Source organism: Enterobacter sp. FW301-JW81, assembly GCF_058788735.1.
The window spans coordinates 1211655-1230565 of sequence record NZ_JBYTBA010000001.1; the positions used below are offsets into that span (position 1 = coordinate 1211655).

Annotated in this window: 14 protein-coding genes and 1 pseudogene; 4 read left to right on the forward strand and 11 right to left on the reverse strand. The window is 57.2% G+C overall.

The features are described 5' to 3' along the window. Nucleotides 1-3: 3 nt before the first annotated feature. Genes AC3WOK_RS05770 through narI form a run of 4 tightly spaced genes read left to right on the forward strand, consistent with a single transcriptional unit; the run spans nucleotide 4 to nucleotide 6657 of the window. Nucleotides 4-3744, forward strand: coding sequence for a nitrate reductase subunit alpha (locus AC3WOK_RS05770; protein WP_492354139.1), 3741 nt, complete (start codon nucleotides 4-6; stop codon nucleotides 3742-3744). Beyond that, the gene (gene narH / locus AC3WOK_RS05775) at nucleotides 3741-5285 is read left to right on the forward strand and encodes a nitrate reductase subunit beta (RefSeq protein WP_047348396.1); all 1545 of its coding nucleotides are present in this window, start codon (nucleotides 3741-3743) and stop codon (nucleotides 5283-5285) included. The genes AC3WOK_RS05770 and narH overlap by 4 nt, the downstream gene beginning before the upstream one ends. Beyond that, nucleotides 5285-5980 carry a nitrate reductase molybdenum cofactor assembly chaperone gene (gene narW, locus AC3WOK_RS05780; protein WP_492354140.1) on the forward strand — a complete coding sequence of 232 codons (696 nt, stop codon included), beginning with the start codon at nucleotides 5285-5287 and terminating at the stop codon, nucleotides 5978-5980. The genes narH and narW overlap by 1 nt, the downstream gene beginning before the upstream one ends. Further along, nucleotides 5977-6657 carry a respiratory nitrate reductase subunit gamma gene (gene narI / locus AC3WOK_RS05785; RefSeq protein ID WP_047348394.1) on the forward strand — a complete coding sequence of 227 codons (681 nt, stop codon included), beginning with the start codon at nucleotides 5977-5979 and terminating at the stop codon, nucleotides 6655-6657. The genes narW and narI overlap by 4 nt, the downstream gene beginning before the upstream one ends. Before the next feature lie 82 nt (nucleotides 6658-6739). Here the strand turns inward: narI and AC3WOK_RS05790 are convergent, their stop codons facing one another. The 11 genes and pseudogenes from AC3WOK_RS05790 to AC3WOK_RS05840 all read right to left on the reverse strand — a co-directional run bounded on the left by AC3WOK_RS05790 (nucleotide 6740) and on the right by AC3WOK_RS05840 (nucleotide 18855). After that, nucleotides 6740-8179 carry an anion permease gene (locus AC3WOK_RS05790; RefSeq protein WP_059309972.1) on the reverse strand — a complete coding sequence of 480 codons (1440 nt, stop codon included), beginning with the start codon at nucleotides 8177-8179 and terminating at the stop codon, nucleotides 6740-6742. A gap of 96 nt (nucleotides 8180-8275) precedes the next feature. Beyond that, nucleotides 8276-10870 (reverse strand): bifunctional aconitate hydratase 2/2-methylisocitrate dehydratase, encoded by a 2595-nt coding sequence (gene acnB / locus AC3WOK_RS05795; protein WP_492354141.1) that lies wholly within the window; start codon nucleotides 10868-10870, stop codon nucleotides 8276-8278. Between the two features lie 17 nt (nucleotides 10871-10887). Next, nucleotides 10888-11436 (reverse strand): RBBP9/YdeN family alpha/beta hydrolase, encoded by a 549-nt coding sequence (locus AC3WOK_RS05800; RefSeq protein WP_492354142.1) that lies wholly within the window; start codon nucleotides 11434-11436, stop codon nucleotides 10888-10890. Nucleotides 11437-11454: 18 nt separating this feature from the next. After that, complete coding sequence (gene citG, locus AC3WOK_RS05805) at nucleotides 11455-12330, reverse strand: triphosphoribosyl-dephospho-CoA synthase CitG (protein ID WP_492354143.1); 876 nt, start codon at nucleotides 12328-12330, stop codon at nucleotides 11455-11457. After that, a complete protein-coding gene (gene citX, locus AC3WOK_RS05810; RefSeq protein ID WP_492354144.1) occupies nucleotides 12305-12844 on the reverse strand; it encodes a citrate lyase holo-[acyl-carrier protein] synthase in 540 nt (179 codons plus the stop codon). The genes citG and citX overlap by 26 nt, the downstream gene beginning before the upstream one ends. A 5-nt stretch (nucleotides 12845-12849) precedes the next feature. Continuing rightward, a complete protein-coding gene (citF, locus tag AC3WOK_RS05815; protein WP_492354145.1) occupies nucleotides 12850-14370 on the reverse strand; it encodes a citrate lyase subunit alpha in 1521 nt (506 codons plus the stop codon). 30 nt (nucleotides 14371-14400) lie between these two features. After that, nucleotides 14401-15276 (reverse strand): annotated as a pseudogene (gene citE, locus AC3WOK_RS05820) (citrate (pro-3S)-lyase subunit beta). After that, nucleotides 15276-15566, reverse strand: coding sequence for a citrate lyase acyl carrier protein (gene citD, locus AC3WOK_RS05825; protein ID WP_492354146.1), 291 nt, complete (start codon nucleotides 15564-15566; stop codon nucleotides 15276-15278). The pseudogene citE and the gene citD overlap by 1 nt, the downstream one beginning before the upstream one ends. A 24-nt stretch (nucleotides 15567-15590) precedes the next feature. Beyond that, a complete protein-coding gene (gene citC / locus AC3WOK_RS05830) occupies nucleotides 15591-16658 on the reverse strand; it encodes a [citrate (pro-3S)-lyase] ligase (protein ID WP_492354147.1) in 1068 nt (355 codons plus the stop codon). Between the two features lie 18 nt (nucleotides 16659-16676). After that, a complete protein-coding gene (locus tag AC3WOK_RS05835) occupies nucleotides 16677-17540 on the reverse strand; it encodes a fumarylacetoacetate hydrolase family protein (protein ID WP_063428284.1) in 864 nt (287 codons plus the stop codon). 70 nt (nucleotides 17541-17610) lie between these two features. Then, nucleotides 17611-18855, reverse strand: coding sequence for an MFS transporter (locus AC3WOK_RS05840; protein WP_492354148.1), 1245 nt, complete (start codon nucleotides 18853-18855; stop codon nucleotides 17611-17613). Nucleotides 18856-18911: the final 56 nt, after the last annotated feature.

Below are 18911 nucleotides of genomic sequence, written 5' to 3' on the forward strand. Positions count from 1 at the left end.
GTCATGAGCAAACTGTTGGACCGCTTCCGCTACTTCAAAACAAAAGGCGACAGTTTCGCCGATGGGCACGGGCAGGTGTATCACACCAACCGCGACTGGGAGGACAGCTACCGCCAGCGCTGGCAGTACGACAAGATTGTGCGCTCGACCCACGGCGTGAACTGTACCGGCTCCTGTAGCTGGAAAATTTACGTCAAAAACGGTCTGGTGACCTGGGAGACGCAGCAAACCGACTATCCCCGCACCCGCCCCGACCTGCCCAACCATGAACCGCGCGGCTGCCCGCGCGGGGCGAGCTACTCCTGGTATCTCTACAGCGCCAACCGTCTCAAATACCCGCTGGTGCGCCGCAAGTTAATTGAGCTCTGGCGCGAGGCGCTGGCGCAGCATACCGATCCGGTGCTGGCCTGGGACGCCATCCAGAGCGATCCGCAAAAGGCGCAGAGCTACAGGCGCGCGCGCGGTCACGGCGGGTTTATCCGCTCGAACTGGAAAGAGCTGAACCAGCTGATCGCCGCCGCCAACGTCTGGACCATCAAAAATTATGGCCCGGACCGCGTGGCGGGTTTTTCCCCTATCCCGGCGATGTCGATGGTCTCCTACGCCGCCGGCACGCGCTATCTTTCCCTGCTGGGCGGGACCTGCCTGAGCTTCTATGACTGGTACTGCGATCTCCCCCCTGCCTCCCCCATGACCTGGGGCGAACAGACCGACGTGCCGGAGTCCGCCGACTGGTACAACTCCAGCTATATCATCGCCTGGGGCTCCAACGTGCCGCAGACCCGCACGCCAGATGCCCACTTCTTCACCGAAGTCCGCTACAAAGGGACGAAGACCGTCGCCATCACACCGGACTTCTCGGAGGTCGCGAAGCTCAGCGATCAGTGGCTGGCGCCCAAACAGGGCACCGACAGCGCCCTCGCGATGGCGATGGGCCACGTGATCCTCAAAGAGTTTCACCTCGATAACCCCAGCGACTACTTCCTCAACTACTGTCGCCGCTATACCGACATGCCGATGCTGGTGCTGCTGGACGAGCAGGCGGACGGCCGCGTCGTGCCGGGCCGCATGCTGCGCGCCTCGGACCTGGTTGACGGGCTGGGGGAAGCCAATAACCCGGAATGGAAGACCGTCGCCTTTGATATTGCCGGGAACCTGGTGGTGCCAAACGGATCGATTGGCTTCCGCTGGGGAGAAAAAGGCAAATGGAACCTGGAGCCGCAGGCCGCGGGCCATGAAACCGAGCTGACCCTCTCCCTGCTGATTACCCACGATAGCGTTGCCGATGTGGCGTTCCCCTACTTTGGCGGCAACGAAAACCCGCATTTCCGCAGCGTGAAGCAGGAGCCGGTGCTGACGCGTCGCGTGCCGAGCAAAACCCTGACGCTCGCCGACGGCAGCCAGAAACGGGTGGTCAGCGTTTACGATCTGGTGCTGGCTAACTACGGTCTCGATCGCGGTCTGGAAGACAGCAACGCCGCAGAAAGCTATGACCAGATTAAGGCCTATACGCCCGCCTGGGGCGAGCAGATTACCGGCGTGCCCGCTTATCTGATAGAAAAAATCGCCCGCGAGTTTGCCGATACGGCGCACAAAACGCACGGTCGTTCGATGATCATTCTGGGTGCCGGGGTGAACCACTGGTACCACATGGACATGAACTACCGCGGGATGATCAACATGCTGGTCTTCTGCGGCTGCGTCGGGCAGAGCGGCGGCGGCTGGTCACACTACGTGGGCCAGGAGAAGCTGCGGCCGCAGACCGGCTGGCTGCCGCTGGCCTTCGCACTGGACTGGAACCGCCCGCCGCGCCAGATGAACAGTACCTCCTTCTTTTACAATCATGCCAGCCAGTGGCGCTATGAGAAGCTGACCGCGCAGGAGCTGCTCTCCCCTCTGGCGGACGCCTCGAAATTCACTGGCCACCTGATCGACTTCAACGTCCGCGCCGAGCGTATGGGCTGGCTGCCGTCGGCCCCGCAGCTCAACCTTAACCCGCTGCACGTTAAAGCCCGTGCGGAGGCGGCAGGCATGACGCCGCAGGAGTACACCGTGCAGGGGCTGAAATCGGGTGACGTGCGTTTCGCCTGCGAGCAGCCTGACAACGGTAAAAACCATCCCCGCAACCTGTTCGTCTGGCGCTCTAACCTCCTCGGCTCGTCCGGAAAAGGCCACGAGTACATGCTGAAATACCTGCTCGGCACCGAGAGCGGCATTCAGGGCGAGGATCTCGGCTCGACCGATGACGTGAAGCCTGAAGAGGTGGAGTGGCAGACCGCCGCCATCGAGGGCAAGCTCGACCTGCTGGTGACGCTCGACTTCCGCATGTCCAGCACCTGTCTGTTCTCGGATATCGTCCTGCCCACCGCCACCTGGTATGAAAAAGACGATATGAATACCTCGGATATGCATCCGTTTATTCATCCGCTCTCCGCCGCCGTCGACCCGGCGTGGGAGTCCCGCAGCGACTGGGAGATCTATAAAGGCATCGCCAAAGTCTTCTCCGAGGTCTGCGTCGGGCATCTGGGCACCGAAACCGACGTGGTGCTGCAGCCGCTGCAGCACGACTCGCCAGCGGAGCTCTCCCAGCCGTTTGATATTCAGGACTGGCGCAAAGGCGAATGCGATCTGATCCCCGGCAAAACCTCGCCGAACATTGCGGTGGTCGAGCGTAACTACCCGGAAACCTACGAACGCTTCACCTCTCTCGGTCCGCTGATGGACAAGCTCGGCAACGGCGGAAAAGGCATATCGTGGAACACGCAGAACGAGGTCGATTTCCTCGGCAAGCTGAACTACGTCAAGCCCGACGGCCCGGCGAAAGGTCGCCCGCTGATTGAAACGGCGATCGACGCCTCCGAGGTGATCCTCGCCCTGGCGCCGGAAACCAACGGTCAGGTGGCGGTGAAGGCCTGGGAAGCGCTCGGCGAACTGACCGGGCGCGACCACACCCACCTGGCGCTGAATAAAGAAGACGAGAAGATCCGCTTCCGCGATATTCAGGCGCAGCCGCGCAAAATCATCTCCAGCCCGACCTGGTCCGGTCTTGAGAGCGAGCACGTTTCCTACAACGCGGGCTATACCAACGTCCACGAGCTGATTCCGTGGCGTACCCTTTCGGGTCGCCAGCAGCTGTATCAGGATCATCCGTGGATGCGCGCCTTCGGGGAAAGCCTGGTAGCCTACCGTCCGCCGATTGATACCCGCAGCGTCAGCCATATGCGCGAGATCCCGCCGAACGGCTTCCCGGAAAAAGCGCTCAACTTCCTGACGCCGCACCAGAAATGGGGCATCCACTCCACCTACAGCGAAAACCTGCTGATGCAGACCCTGTCGCGCGGCGGGCCGATTGTCTGGATCAGCGAAACCGACGCCCGCGAGCTGGGTATTGAGGACAACGACTGGATCGAAGCCTTCAACGCCAACGGCGCCCTCACCGCCCGCGCGGTGGTCAGCCAGCGCGTGCCGCCGGGCATGACCATGATGTATCACGCCCAGGAGCGCATCCTGAACATCCCGGGCTCAGAGGTGACCGGACGGCGCGGTGGGATCCACAACTCGGTGACCCGCGTCTGCCCGAAACCGACGCACATGATCGGCGGCTACGCCCAGCTGGCGTACAGCTTTAACTATTACGGCACCGTCGGCTCTAACCGCGACGAGTTCATCATGATCCGCAAAATGAAAAACATTAACTGGCTGGATGGCGAAGGTCGGGATAAGGTACAGGAGGCGAAAAAATGAAAATACGCTCACAGGTTGGCATGGTTCTGAACCTCGATAAATGCATCGGCTGCCACACCTGCTCGGTCACCTGTAAGAACGTCTGGACCGGGCGTGAAGGGATGGAATATGCGTGGTTTAACAACGTCGAAACCAAACCGGGCATCGGCTACCCGAAAAACTGGGAAGATCAGGAGGAGTGGCAAGGCGGCTGGATCCGCGGCATTACCGGCAAGCTGACTCCACGCCTCGGCGGCAAGATGGGCGTACTGTCGAAAATTTTCGCTAACCCCGTCCTGCCGCAGATAGACGATTACTATGAGCCCTTTACCTTTGACTATCAGGATCTGCACCGCGCCCCGGAGGGCGATCACCTCCCTACCGCCCGGCCGCGCTCGCTGATTGACGGCAAGCGAATGGATAAAATCGTCTGGGGGCCCAACTGGGAGGAGCTGCTGGGCGGCGAGTTCGAAAAGCGCGCCCGCGACCGCAACTTCCAGAAGATCCAGAAAGAGATGTATGGCCAGTTTGAAAACACCTTCATGATGTACCTGCCGCGCCTGTGCGAGCACTGTCTCAACCCGAGCTGCGTCGCCACCTGCCCGAGCGGCGCCATCTACAAGCGCGAAGAAGACGGCATCGTGCTGATCGACCAGGACAAATGTCGCGGCTGGCGTCTGTGCATCAGCGGCTGTCCGTACAAGAAAATCTACTTCAACTGGAAGAGCGGCAAGTCAGAAAAATGCATCTTCTGCTACCCGCGCATTGAGTCCGGCCAGCCGACCGTCTGCTCGGAAACCTGCGTCGGGCGCATCCGCTACCTCGGCGTGCTGCTGTATGACGCGGACCGCATTGAAGAGGCGGCCAGCACCGAGCATGAAACCGATCTGTACGAGCGCCAGTGCGACGTGTTCCTGAACCCGAACGACCCGGCGGTTATTGAAGAAGCGCTGAAGCAGGGTATTCCGCAGAACGTGATTGACGCCGCCCAGCGCTCGCCGGTCTATAAAATGGCGATGGACTGGAAGCTTGCCCTGCCGCTGCATCCGGAATACCGCACCCTGCCGATGGTCTGGTACGTGCCGCCGCTGTCGCCGATCCAGTCCTACGCGGACGCCGGCGGCCTGCCGCAGAGCGACGGCGTCCTGCCTGCCGTAGAAAGCCTGCGCATTCCGGTGCAGTATCTGGCGAACATGCTCAGCGCGGGCGATACCGGGCCGGTGCTGCGCGCCCTGAAGCGCATGATGGCGATGCGCCACTACAAACGTTCCCAGACCGTGGAAGGCGTGACCGATACCCGGGCCATCGAAGAGGTCGGCCTGACCGAAGCGCAGGTTGAAGAGATGTACCGCTATCTGGCGATTGCTAACTACGAAGACCGCTTCGTGATCCCGACCAGCCACCGCGAAATGGCGCGCGACGCCTTCCCGGAGAAAAACGGCTGCGGCTTCACCTTTGGCGACGGCTGCCACGGCTCCGACACCAAATTCAACCTCTTCAACAGCAGCCGCATTGATGCGATCAACATCACCGAGGTGCGCGAACACGGGGAGGGAGAATAATGCAAATCCTCAAAATCATCGCGCTGCTGATCGAATATCCCGATGAGACCCTGTGGGAAAGCCGTGACGAAGCGCTTTCGCTGATTGAGCAGAACGCGCCCGCGCTGCTGCCGTTTACCCGGCAGCACCTGAACGCCCCGCTGCTGGATAAACAGGCCGAGTGGTGCGAGGTTTTTGAGCGCGGTCGCGCGACGTCGCTGCTGCTGTTCGAGCACGTTCACGCTGAGTCCCGCGATCGCGGTCAGGCGATGGTCGACCTGATGAGCCAGTACGAGAAAGCCGGGCTCCAACTGGACTGCCGCGAGCTGCCGGACTACCTGCCGCTCTACCTGGAATACCTCAGCATCGTCACCGACGACGAAGCGCGCGAAGGATTGCAAAACGTCGCGCCGATCCTGGCGCTGATTGGGGGACGCCTGAAGCAGCGCGGCGTGGCGCATTACCAGCTATTTGACGCCCTGCTGGCGCTGGCGGAAACGCGGCTTTCCAGCGACAGCGTGGCAAAACAGGTGTCCGGTGAAAAACGGGATGATACCCGTCAGGCGCTGGACGCAGTCTGGGAAGAGGAACAGGTCAAGTTTATCGAAGACAACGCCACATCGTGCGACAGCTCGCCGATGCAGCAATATCAACGACGCTTTAGCCAGGACGTCGCGCCGCAGTACGTAGACGTCAGCGCCGGAGGCCCAAAATGACACACTACCTGAACGTGTTTTTCTATGACATTTATCCCTACATCTGCGCCACCGTCTTTTTCCTCGGCAGCTGGTTGCGCTACGACTACGGGCAGTACACCTGGCGCGCCTCGTCAAGCCAGATGCTCAGCAAACGCGGTATGAACTGGGGCTCAAACCTGTTTCATATCGGGATCCTGGGGATTTTCTTCGGACACCTGTTCGGCATGTTAACCCCGCACTGGATGTACGCCTGGTTTTTACCCGTCGCGGTTAAGCAGCAGCTGGCGATGATGGCGGGTGGGGTTTGTGGCGTGTTGACGCTGATTGGCGGGTCTATGCTGCTTTACCGCCGCCTGTTCAATCAGCGCGTGCGCGCCACGTCCACCACGCCGGATATCATCATCATGAGCATTTTGCTGATCCAGTGCATCCTGGGGCTGACCACCATTCCCTTCTCCGCGCAGTATCCTGACGGGAGTGAAATGATGAAGCTGGTCGGCTGGGCGCAGGGGATCGTGACGTTTAAGGGAGGTTCATCAGAAATGCTGAGCGGCGTGGCGCCGATCTTCCGCATCCATCTGGTGCTGGGGATGACGATCTTCCTTATCTTCCCGTTCACCCGTCTGGTGCACGTATGGAGCGCGCCGTTTGAGTATTTTACCCGTCGGTATCAGGTGGTGAGATCGCGCCGTTGATTTTGTCGGGTGGCGGCTACGCCTTACCCGACCTACGTTCAAAATCATGCAGGCCCGGTAAGGCGTAGCCGCTACCGGGCGATTAAGACTGCAGCATCCCATGCTGCATGAGGAAACCCCACCAGGGAATGCCGACGAGCATGTGGACTAAAAACGTGCACAGCGCCACGATGGTGCCAATCGTCCACCATGACTTAATGTCGTTATACCCTGAGGCGAAGATAATGGGTCCTGCCGCGCCCCCATAGTGCGTGATACACCCACCGTAGGAATTGGAAAACAGAATCGCAAGCGCCAACAGGACGGGCGCCGTTCCGGTGACCAGACCCACGGTGGCAAACACCGGCACCATGGCCGCGACGTATGCCCCGCCAGAGGCGAAGAAATAGCGAACCAGCACGCTGAGAAACACGATAATCACGATGGTCATATTACCGGCGCTGAGAAAATCCAGATGCGCAGAGAGGAAATCCGCCAGCCAGCGGAAAAAGCCCTCTTTGCTCAGGGTGGCGCTCAGACCGATGATGCCCCCGTACCACATCAGGGTATTCCAGCCGCCTTTATTTTTTTGGACATCGTTCCAGCCGATAATATTAAACAGCAGCGCCGCCCCCATCGCGATAATAGCGACGGCGGATTCAGTGAGACCAAGATGACGTGAGAAGATCCAGCCCAATAGTGCGGCGATAAAAATAACCACCAGCCCCTTCTCTTTGAGGCTCATTGCCCCGAGGCTTTCCAGCCCGTTGGTCGCAATCGCGACATTATCAATATGCTTAATTTCCGGCGAGGCAATTCGGTAGCAAATATAGGGAATAATACACAGCATCAATAATCCCAACGGGGCGCCCGCCAGCATCCAGCCGATCCAGCTAATATGGATATGGAAAATATCTGAAATGAGCTGAAGCGCTAACGCGTTCCCGGCAAAGCCCGTTAAAAACATATAGCTGGTTGTTTTAGTGACCATATAGACATTGACCATTAAATAACGGCCAGCCTTGCACGGTGTCTCTTTTGGCGTTGAGCCTAGTACGGTCGCGATGCTATTAATAATCGGGAAAACCACCCCACCTGCCCGCGCGGTATTGGAGGGCGTGGCGGGTGCGAGCACCAGGTCCAGCAAGGCGGTGACATACCCCAGCCTTAGCGTCGTACTGCCAAATTTGAGGATAAACCAGTAAGCAAGCCGCTTTCCCAGACCGGTCGTAACGAACGCCGCGCTAAGCGTAAAGGCGCTGAACACCAGCCAGGTCGTGCCGGAGGCGTATCCGCTCAGCACATCCATTGATTTGACAGGTGAATCCGGAAATTTTGTTACGGTAAAACAGGTTAAAGCGACCGCGACGAGCATGATAACGGGTTCGGGATAAGGTTTAATGACCAGGCCAACGATAGCGGATAAATATATCCCTGCCAGTATCCACGCCTCTTTGCTTAATCCATCAGGCGGAGGAATAAATATTGATAATAATATTATTACGGCAAGTAAGATTGTTTTTAAAACATTGGATTTAAGCATATCTCACCCATGAGAAAAGGGTCCCTGAATGGCAGAGGATTCTCCTGAGAGACGCCTCTGCCGGATAAATACATTTGCTAAATAAATAATAAGAAACTACACACTAACAACCGGGATATTATCACCTTCTGTGATTTGATATTCGGCCAGGGTGTCAAAACTGAGATAGCGATAGATATTTTCACGCGCACCATGAAGTTTATCCGTATAGCGTAAATATTCTTCAACGGTTGGCATTTTACCCAGTATGGCCGCGACGCTGCTTAATTCCGCCGAGGCAAGGAACACGCTGGCATTCGTTCCCAGACGATGCGGGAAATTTCGGGTGGACGTCGATACCACGTGACTCCCTTCGCGCACCCTCGCCTGGTTCCCCATGCAGAGGGAACAACCCGCGGGCTCGATTCGCGCCCCCGACTTTATAAACTGGCTAAAATAGCCCTCACGGGAAAGCTGCCGGGCGTCCATTTTGGTCGGAGGCGCGATCCACATCCGCGCCTGGCTTTCACCGGCATCGGCCAGGATTTCACCCGCAGCGCGGAAATGACCGATGTTGGTCATGCAGGAGCCAATAAAGACCTCCTCTATCGGCGTGCTGGCCACCTCAGAAAGTAAGCGGGCGTCATCCGGATCGTTTGGCGCGCAGACCACCGGTTCGGTGATTTCATTGAGATCAATCTCAATGACTGCGGCATATTCCGCGTCAGGATCGGCGCGGAGCAGCGACGGGTTAGTCAGCCACGCCTCGATTTCAGCGATGCGTCGTTCAAGCGTGTCGGCGTTCTCATATCCTTGCTTTACCATCCAGCGCAGCAGGGCCGCGTTGGAACGCAGGTATTGCGCGACCTTGTCCTCCGCCAGGCGCATCACGCAGGCGGCAGCGGACCGTTCAGCGGAGGCGTCAGCCAGCTCAAACGCCTGCTCTGCACTCAGTGTTTCCAGCCCCTCAATTTCGAGGATCCGGCCCGAGAAAATATTGCGCTTATTCTTTTTCTCGACCGTCAACAGACCCTGCTTTCTGGCGTAGAGCGGAATGGCGTGAACCAGATCGCGCAGGGTGATCCCTTTCAGCATCACGCCCGTAAAGCGCACCAGCACCGATTCCGGCATATCCAGCGGCATAATACCCGTCGCGGCGGCAAACGCCACCAGCCCGGAGCCGCCCGGGAACGAGATCCCCAGCGGGAAGCGGGTATGGGAGTCGGCTCCGGTGCCCACCGTATCCGGCAGCAGCATGCGGTTAAGCCAGGAGTGGATAATGCCGTCCCCCGGTTTCAGCGCAACCCCGTTACGACGGGTGATAAACTGCGGCAGGGTTTCATGCAGCTGAACGTCGACGGGCTTAGGGTACGCCGAGGTGTGGCAGAAAGACTGCATCACCAGATCGGCTGAAAACGTCAGGCAGGCAAGATCGGTCAACTCGTCGCGCGTCATCCCGCCGGTGGTGTCCTGAGAGCCCACGGTCGTGATTTTCGGCTCGCAGTACTGTCCGGGACGGATCCCCGCAACGCCGCAGGCTTTACCCACCATTTTTTGTGCCAGCGTAAAACCGGCTGCGGATGGCGCAGGGGCGGCGGGCTTGCGGAAGACATCTGAAGGCGCAAGCTTCAGCGATTCCCGCGCTTTCGCGGTCAGACTGCGTCCGATAATCAGCGGGATCCGCCCGCCGGCGCGCACTTCGTCCAGCAGCACGTCGGTTTTAAGCGTAAAGCGCGTCACCAGACGCTGGCTTTCCGTTTCGCGAATTTCACCTTTGTAGGGATACAGATCGATCAGCATCCCGGTCGTCAGCGCGGAGACGTCCATCTCTACCGGCAAGGCACCGGAATCTTCCAGCGTGTTGAAGAAAATGGGGGCAATTTTGCCGCCAAACACAAACCCGCCGTTACGCTTATTCGGCACGAACGGAATATCATTCCCGATGTGCCATAAGATCGAGTTGGTGGCGGATTTGCGCGATGACCCGGTTCCCACGACGTCGCCGACGTACGCCAGCGGCCAGCCTGCCTCTTTTAAGGCTGCCAGCTGGCGCAAAGGCCCGCGCACGCCGGGCTCATCCGGCTCAACCCCTTCCCTGGCGTTACTGAGCATGGAGAGCGCGTGCAGCGGAATATCCGGGCGTGACCACGCCTCCGGTGCCGGAGACAAATCATCGGTATTGGTTTCGCCGGGAACCTTGAACACCGTCAGGGTGATTTTTTCAGGCATCGCCGGACGGCGGGTAAACCACTCGGCATTTGCCCAGGACTGAAGCACCTCTTTTGCCCGGACGTTACCGTTCAGCGCTTTGGCTTCAACCTGGCTGAATTTTTCGAAGATCAGGATAGTCGAACAAAGCTGCTGTGCGGCCAGCGGTGCCAGGCTCGGGTGGTCCAGAAGATCGATCAGCGGCTGAACGTTATAGCCGCCCTGCATGGAACCCAGCAGCGTCGTGGCCGCTTCGGGAGAGAGACCGTCAATACGGTATTCCTGCAGTGCCAGCTTAAATAAAAATTCGGCTTTTAACTTTGCCGCGGGATCGACGCCCGGGGGAACGCAGTGGGTTAATAAATCGATTAATCGCGGATGATGCGTGGGTGCATCGTGAATTAAGCGATGAATAAGCGCCTCGGTCTGTTCCGCCGTTAAGGGTTTTGCCGGAATACCCGATTCAGCGCGCGCGTTCAGGTGCTGATTATAATCATCTAACATAGGTTCTCCTGTTAAAGCTAAAGTTGTTCACAAAATTCCGTTAGTCGTTCGAGCCCGTAAGGCCATTCACCAAATCCGGATTCGGCATTAATATGCCCGGCCTCCCCGATATCGATTAATTGCCCCTCCCAGCATGCCGCCCAGAACTGAGCGCGCGCGAAAGGCATCAGGGGGTCGTTTCTGCTGGCAAACATCAGGCAGGGAACCGGTAATAAGGCTGGCTGAATGGACTCTTCCAGGCCGAAAAAGGCGGGCTCTGCTGGCGCGACCATCACCACCCCGGCGACGTTTACCCGCCGCGTTTGCAGCAGCCGGCATGACGCCAGCGCGCCAAAGCTATGGCCGACGAGGATGGCGGGCAGCTGACACGCTGCCAGCTCGCGGGAAATGGCGGAGACCCAGTTTTCAATATCGGGCTCGAACCAGTTTTTCTGCTGGATCCGTTTCCAGAAAGGAAAACGCCGCCCCCAGCAGCTTTGCCAGTGATGTTCATCGCTGTCTCTCAGCCCCGGAACCAGAATAGGGGTATAAACGTTACCGAGCTGCTTCAGGCGTTGTTCAATCATGACGTTTTCCTTTTTCGATTATTCGGACGGAAACTGCGACAATAACCATCCGACGGCGATAAGATCTGCGCTCCCTCCCGGGCTTAAGTTCCGGCGAATAAACTGAACGTCCATGCTGGATAAGGCGTTAATTAATTTTTCCGGCGTCAGATGCTGCACGGTTAATATTCGTCTGGCATAGCGTCTGGCATAATTCAGCCCTTTCGTTCCACCACGTGAAACAAGGTTGGTGTCCGGATTCGACGCCATCAGCCCGAGCAACATCCTCAGCAGCGCCTCATCCTCTGAGGCTCCCCGGCGCAGTGCGGTTTCAAAGTGAGGAAGGCCAGCGTGGCGGACGGTGGCGAAACCGCTTTCCGCTTCGCCTCTGGCACCGGTGAAGCCGTACGCTTTGAACTGCTGCTCGCCCTTCGTTTTCGCCACGCCGCGATTATTCAGCTCCCGCTCAACGATGCCCGTGCAGATTGCGCTGCACTCCTCGCACAGGCTGCGCTGCGTGAGGTTTTCTTGCTTTTGCGTCAGACGCCCCGCCGCGGCACACAGCAGCCCCAGAGAGAAAATCCCACCTTTATGGGTATTCACCCCGCCGGTGGCGTTAAACATCGCCTGTTCGCAGGCCAGACCGGTTGGCCTTATCGCCCGCAGCGTTTGCGGACCAGCAAGACGAGCCGTCTCTCTGCCAACGTTAAAGAACGTCGAGAACCAGGGGGCAATCGCCGCGATACTGCTCATGAACAGGGCGAAATCCATATCCTTATGCGCCCCGCTGTTGATGCGATCCACCAGACCCGGTTTCGGGGTCAAGCGAATTTCCCGGTACAGGGCCTCGGCCGCCAGCTCCGCGAAGGGTTGCTGAACGTCTGGCGCATTACATCTGGCAAGCGAAGTAGTCATCGGTTAACGCCTCAATTACGCGCGTGAGCTCGGCCTGCGAATGACGTCGCATGCGGGAGCAAGCGTGAGCAGGTTCATGACAGATAAAACATTTGCGCATAGGTTGCTGGATGGCGTCTCTTTTCAGCAGGCCCGCCTTTGGACACAGCACGTCGATATCCCATAGGCGCCCCAGCGGATGGTTATCTTCCAGATGCGCCGTCACGTGTTTGATCATCCACGCGGGTGCCGCCACCGACCAGAGCGCTTCCGGCCCCGTGACCGGCAGCAGGATCTGCTGGCGGCAGACCGTCCACTGATGGGTCCGGAACAGGTCACCGAGTGCGTCATTCACAGCGGCCATCACCCGTCTGGCCAGCGCGGTATCCTTCACCTCCCCCGGCCAGACCAGCGTGACGGACACCACCGTATGATCCGACTGAAACAGCCACGCCTGCTGGCGGCGGGCTCGCTGTTCTCTGGCGTTCAGCACCTGTTCCAGAGAAACCTTCACGTTCGAGGCTTTATCCGTCATGGGAATTACTCCTTAACCTGGCGAACCACGTCAATCACGCTGCCGTCGCGGTAGCGCACCACACCCACGATCCGGTCAGTAAACTCCACAGGCTTAGGCTGCCCTGAGATGAGCAGCGCCTTGTGATACAGCGCATCGATATCGACGACGGCAAGCCCGGCGTTAATCAGACGTTCGCGGATCTCCGGACGCGCCGGGTTCACGGCAATACCGTGATCGGTAACCAGAACGTCAATGCTATCGCCCGGCGTCACCAGGGTGGTGACCTGCCTGACAACGGTAGGAATTCGGCTGCGGATCAGCGGGGCAACCACGATGGTGAGATTTGCCGCCGCGGCGACGTCGCAATGCCCGCCCGACGCGCCGCGCATCACGCCGTCGGAACCGGTCAGCACGTTGACGTTGAACTGCGTGTCCACCTCCAGCGCGCTGAGGATGACCACGTCCACCCTGTCGCAGCAGGCGGCTTTTGCAGCCGGGTTCGCATAGACGTTGGTGGAGATTTCTACATGGCCGGGATTGACGGTCATGGACGCGGCCGCGGCGCCGTCAAAGCTTTGCGTATCGAGGATCTTTTCAATGAGCCCTTTTTGATGCAGATCGACAATGCTGCCAGTGATCCCGCCGAGCGCGAAACGGGCGACAATGTTGTGTTTGCGCATACGGGCTTCCATAAACCGCGTACAGGCGGTAGACGCCGCACCTGAACCGGTCTGAATGGAAAAGCCGTTGCGGAAATAGCCAGAGTGTTCGATAACGTCGGCGGCAGAACGGGCAATCATCAGCTCACGTGGATTGCTGGTGACCCTGGCGGCGCCTACGCTGATCTTTGCCGGGTCGCCGACGCTCTCAATCTGCACCACATAGTCAACCCGGTCCTGAACGATACTGGCCGGCAGGTTGGGGAACGGCTTCAGGGTTTCGGTGAGCAAGACCACCTTTTTGGCATATTGCGCGTCGACCATGGCGTAACCGAGCGAGCCGCACTGCGATGTGCCGCCGTTGCCGCTGGCATTGCCATATTCATCGCAGCAGGACACCGCCAGAAAAGCGACATCAATGGCAATTTCACCCTTCTGAATCAGGTTCACCCGCCCGCCGTGGGAGTGGATCTGTACCGGCTCGTCCATCAGCCCATGTGAAATCGCATCCGCCAGCTCGCCACGCATGCCGGAGGTGTAGATTTTGCCAATCACGCCACTGCGAATGTGTTCAATAAGTGGGGTATTGCACGACATCAACGAACTGGACGCGAGCGTGATCCCTTTCAGACCGCGCTGAGCCAGCTTATCCATCACGTAATTGATGACCTTATCGCCCTCGCGGAACGCGTGATGAAAGGATACGGTCATGCCGTCATGCAGATCGCAACGGGACAGCACGTCGTCCACGCTGGCAAAAAGTTTGCGCTGAGACTTTTGCTGAGCGTCAGCAAGATATGGCGTCGTCGCGTTAGCGCCGCTGAAGGCGACGTACTCACGGCGAGAGCCAGGAATGTGGTGCAGGTTTTCAGTGAGACTTTTCATTATTCATCCTGTCGCTTGCGGTATAAGGGATTACTGACGAATGCCCGAGGCATTTTTACGTTCGATAACCACGCGGGCATGGTTAATGATTGGCGCGTCGATCATTTTTCCGTTAAGCGAAATCACCCCCAGTCCGTTGCGTTCTCCCTCTTCTGCGGCAGCAATCACGCGCTGGGCGTAATCCACTTCTTCCTGCGTAGGCGCGTAGGCGTTGTGAAGAATTTCAATTTGTCGCGGATTAATCAGCGATTTTCCGTTGAAGCCCATCCGGCGGATGAGATCCACTTCTTTCAGGAAACCGGCCTCGTCATTCACGTCGGCGTATACCACGTCGAAAGCGTCGATCCCTGCCCCGCGAGCGGCATGCAGTACGGCGCAGCGGGCATAGAACAGTTCGGTCCCGTCGCCCCGCTCGGTTTGCATATCCATCACGTAGTCAAAGGCGGCGAGCGCAATCCCCATTAAACGGTCGGAGGATTTCGCAATGGCAACGGCATTAATGACGCCGACGGCGGATTCGATTGCCGCCATTAATTTCGTTGAGCCAACAGGACGCCCGCAGCTTTCTTCAATGCGGACGATTTCACGTTCAAGCTGATAAATATCTTCCGGTGTGTCGGTTTTGGGCAGACGAATAACATCTACCCCTGCCCTGACGGCGGCTTCCAGATCCTTTAAACCAAAAGGGGTATTAAGCGGGTTAATTCTGACAACGGTTTCAATATCGTTCTACATTGGGTGTTGCAGCGCGTGAAATACAAGAAGACGCGCGCTGTCTTTTTCTTTCAGCGCAACGGCATCTTCCAGGTCAAACATAATTGAGTCTGGTTTATAGATAAATGCCGTCGACAGCATGGCTGCACTTGAACCGGGAATAAATAACATACTGCGGCGTAACTTTTTCATTATAACGTTTCCCATGCAATGTCTTCCCGGGCTGTACCTCTGAGCAGTGCAGCCTGCACGCGGGCGCGGATCACGCAGTCCAGCGCGCCTTTATCATCGACAACGATCAGCCCCTGCTTGATATTGAAGGCCGCAAGGGTTTCATTGACCACCTCTGCAATTCGGTCGCCGAACTGCTTATACACTTCGCTCTGAATGACCACATCCAGCCCGCTCTCGACGGGACTGACCTTGACCATCAGGTCGCTGGACTCCAGCGTTCCCGCCATCGCGGCTTGCACAATTTTCATATTCTTTTTCCTGTGATAATGCGCTTAAACCGCTGCCGTCAGCGGCTCGGATAAACAGGGCTGATGCTGTATTCCGTTATTCAGAAACGCGCGCGTAGTGGCAGGCACCATGCGACTGGCGGCAGCAATGTTGTTTTCTTTTAATAAACGACGTACGGCTGAAGCCGATACCGGCACATTATTACCGTCCGTTCTTCTTTCTATTTCGTGTACGCTAATACGAGCCGCTGCGCTCGTCTCTTCTTCCAGCCAGCGGTGCATCGCCCGGTTATATTCGGCGGTTAACGGACAAAATGGCTCGGTCCCCACGAAACGATGATTAATATTCAACGCGGGGGCGATGTAATTTCTGAACAGCATGAGGTCAATTGCCGCGTAGGTTTTATCAATGACCTGCTTATCTTTCAGGAAATAGCCCGGGAATGTCCCGCGCGAAATAATATACGCCGACCCCGGATGGACGATGACATTCGGCAGGTGCCGCGATCCGTCCCTGACCATCGCGAACCGTTCTTTAAACGAAAATGCCGAGACATCTTCCTGGACCACGAAAACATGTAACGCGTCGCACCGGCTTGCCGCATGCTCAATAAGATATTGATGGCCGAGGGTGAACGGATTGGCGTTCATCACAATTGCGCCAATATTTTTCCCCGGCGCGAAATGACGGTGGCGCAGCTGGCTGCAATAACGATGAATACCTACCGGCGTATTCTCCATTAATGACGCACGGTTCTCGACCGTCACCAGCGGATAAAATCCGCATCCGCGAAACGACTTCACGTTATCCGAACAGGTAAAAAGAAAGAGCTGATGTTCGCCGTTCTGCGCCGCCTGAAGCTCGGCTTCATGGATTAACGTCAGGCTTAGCGACGTGCCCCGCCACGCGGGATCCACCGCGATGCACTTCAGCGTGTTACCCGCAATGCCGGTGCAGGCGACCAGATGGCGTTGATAGCGCGCAACAATAAATTGCTCAATATCATCATCAATGCCTAAACCGTTGCGGGCCAGGAAGCGGACGACCTCTTCCCGGGACTGGGCGTTACCGGCGTTAATAACCTCAAATTCGGGTGTTCTGGCGGTGTACATCTTCTCTCTCCTGAGCGTTTAGACAGCTAACGCTTGCGGCTGCGGTTGAGCTTCCACAATGGTATTGACCAGTCGGCCAACGTTTTCGATCTCCACTTCAACGCGATCGCCGTCGTGCATAAACAGAGGTGGATTACGCTTTTTGCCGACGCCGCCCGGCGAACCGGTAATAATGACGTCGCCGGCGCTGAGAGAGGTAAACGTGCTGATGTAGGCGATAAGATCCGCCACTTTGTGGATCATGCTGCCGGTGGAGTCATTCTGAACCAGCATGCCGTTCAGCCAGGTGTGAATGGTCAATGCGTGAGGGTCGGGGATCTCGTCCGCCGTGGTCATATACGGGCCGAAGGCGCCAGTTTGCGTCCAGTTTTTACCGGCGGTGAACCAGGCGTGCTGCCAGTCGCGCACGGAGCCGTCCATATAGCAGCTGTATCCCGCGACGTGGCTGAGCGCGTTATTAACGTCAATTCGGCTACCGGGTTTACCGACGATCACGGCCAGCTCGCCTTCGTAATCGAACTCGCTGGAGAGAACCGGTTTTATCACCGGCCGCGCATGCCCGGTTTGCGAATCAGGAAAACGGATAAACAGCGTGGGGGCATTATTCGTCTCAGCAAACTCTTTTCTTTTTTCAGCGTAATTCATCCCCACGCAGAAAATCTTTCCGGGCTCTTCTATAACGGGCAAAAAGGTGATTTCTTCAGGCCTAATATCCACCGGGCAATCGAGATATTGTCTGGCGACGTCTACCGCATCCCAGTGAAGAAGGTCTTTCAATGTCGCATATTGATGGCCGATTTTATTACCCAAATCGATAAAGCCGGATGGTGTATAAATCCCGTAGCTTTTACGGCCCTGATGAATATAGCTTGCTAATTTCATGATAATACCCGATTGATATACGTGTTCTTTCTGTGTTCACGCCCCAGGGCGTGAACACATTGCCTGACTTTTATTCTGCGGACTGGGCGGGTACCAGTACCGGTTTATTACCGGATGCCAGATACGTCGCCACCACAACGCCAACCCCGAGCAATGCCAGAATAAATCCGGTCATCCCCTGCCAGCCCATCGAATGGAAAACAAAACCGTTAATAAAACCAATCACCGAACCGCCCATGTAGTAGAAGAATAAATAGAGCGCGACGGCCTGGCCTCTTGCATGGGTTGCATTTTTACTGACCCAGCTTAAGCCGATAGAGTGACAGCCGAAGAAACAGCCGGTAAAAATTACGGCGCCAACAATAAAGGTGACAACGTTCGACGTGAGCGTCAGCAGCATGCCGAACGCCATGATCAGGAACAACACGCGCAGGACCTTCATTGCGCCATATTTTGCCGATAAGCGGCCTGCCTGCGGAGCCGTAAAGAAACTCAGGGCGAAGCTAAAGGAGAGCAGGCCTGCATTTGCCGGTGAAATATGGAACGGTTCACCTTTCAGGAAGAAGGCCAGATAGTTATACAGTGAGGTAAATGCGCCGAAGATAATAAAGCTGATGACAAACGCCAGCGCCAGATTTTTATTTTTGAAGTGCGATGCCGCCCCTTTCACCATACGCATGGCGTTAAGGCTCTGCGTAGGCTTGAAGTTTTTAGATTCAGGCAGCAGGAACTTCACCAGAACGGCAACCGCTATCAGGCTGACAGCAAATCCGTAAAAGATGACATTGATTGAAACGTGATCGATAAGCTGGCTGGCAACAATACGGCCGGACATACCGCCCATCGAGTTGCCGAAGACAAAATAGCCCGTCACGATGCCAGCCGCCACCGGTGCGACCTCTTCACTGATGTAGGCGGTGGCCGCCGCAGCGATACCGCTTAGCGCCAGACCAATCACCGCACGCAGCGCCACCAGCATCGCCCAGGATTCTACCAGCGGGCAGAGCAGCGTCAGAATGCCGCCCAACAGGAGGGAGACGATAATTAAGCGCTTCCTGCCATATTGGTCGGATAAGGTCCCGGTAAACAGCAACCCAATTGCCAGCAAGGCCGTTTCTGCAGATAAGATAATACTCACCTGGCTGACCGGAACATTATATTCAACGGCCAGCGTCGGAAGCAGTGGCTGAATAAAAAACAGAGAAGCAAGTTCTGCTAGCCCGGATAATGCGAGTGCCAGAATTACGCGAATATGCGCGCTGGCTTTTACAGGAACGGGCGCTTTCAGGGTATTGTTAGCATGCGTTAACGCCATAATAACCTCAGTTTTATAGTTAAGGTACAGAGTATAATTGTTTAAGGTAGAACTAT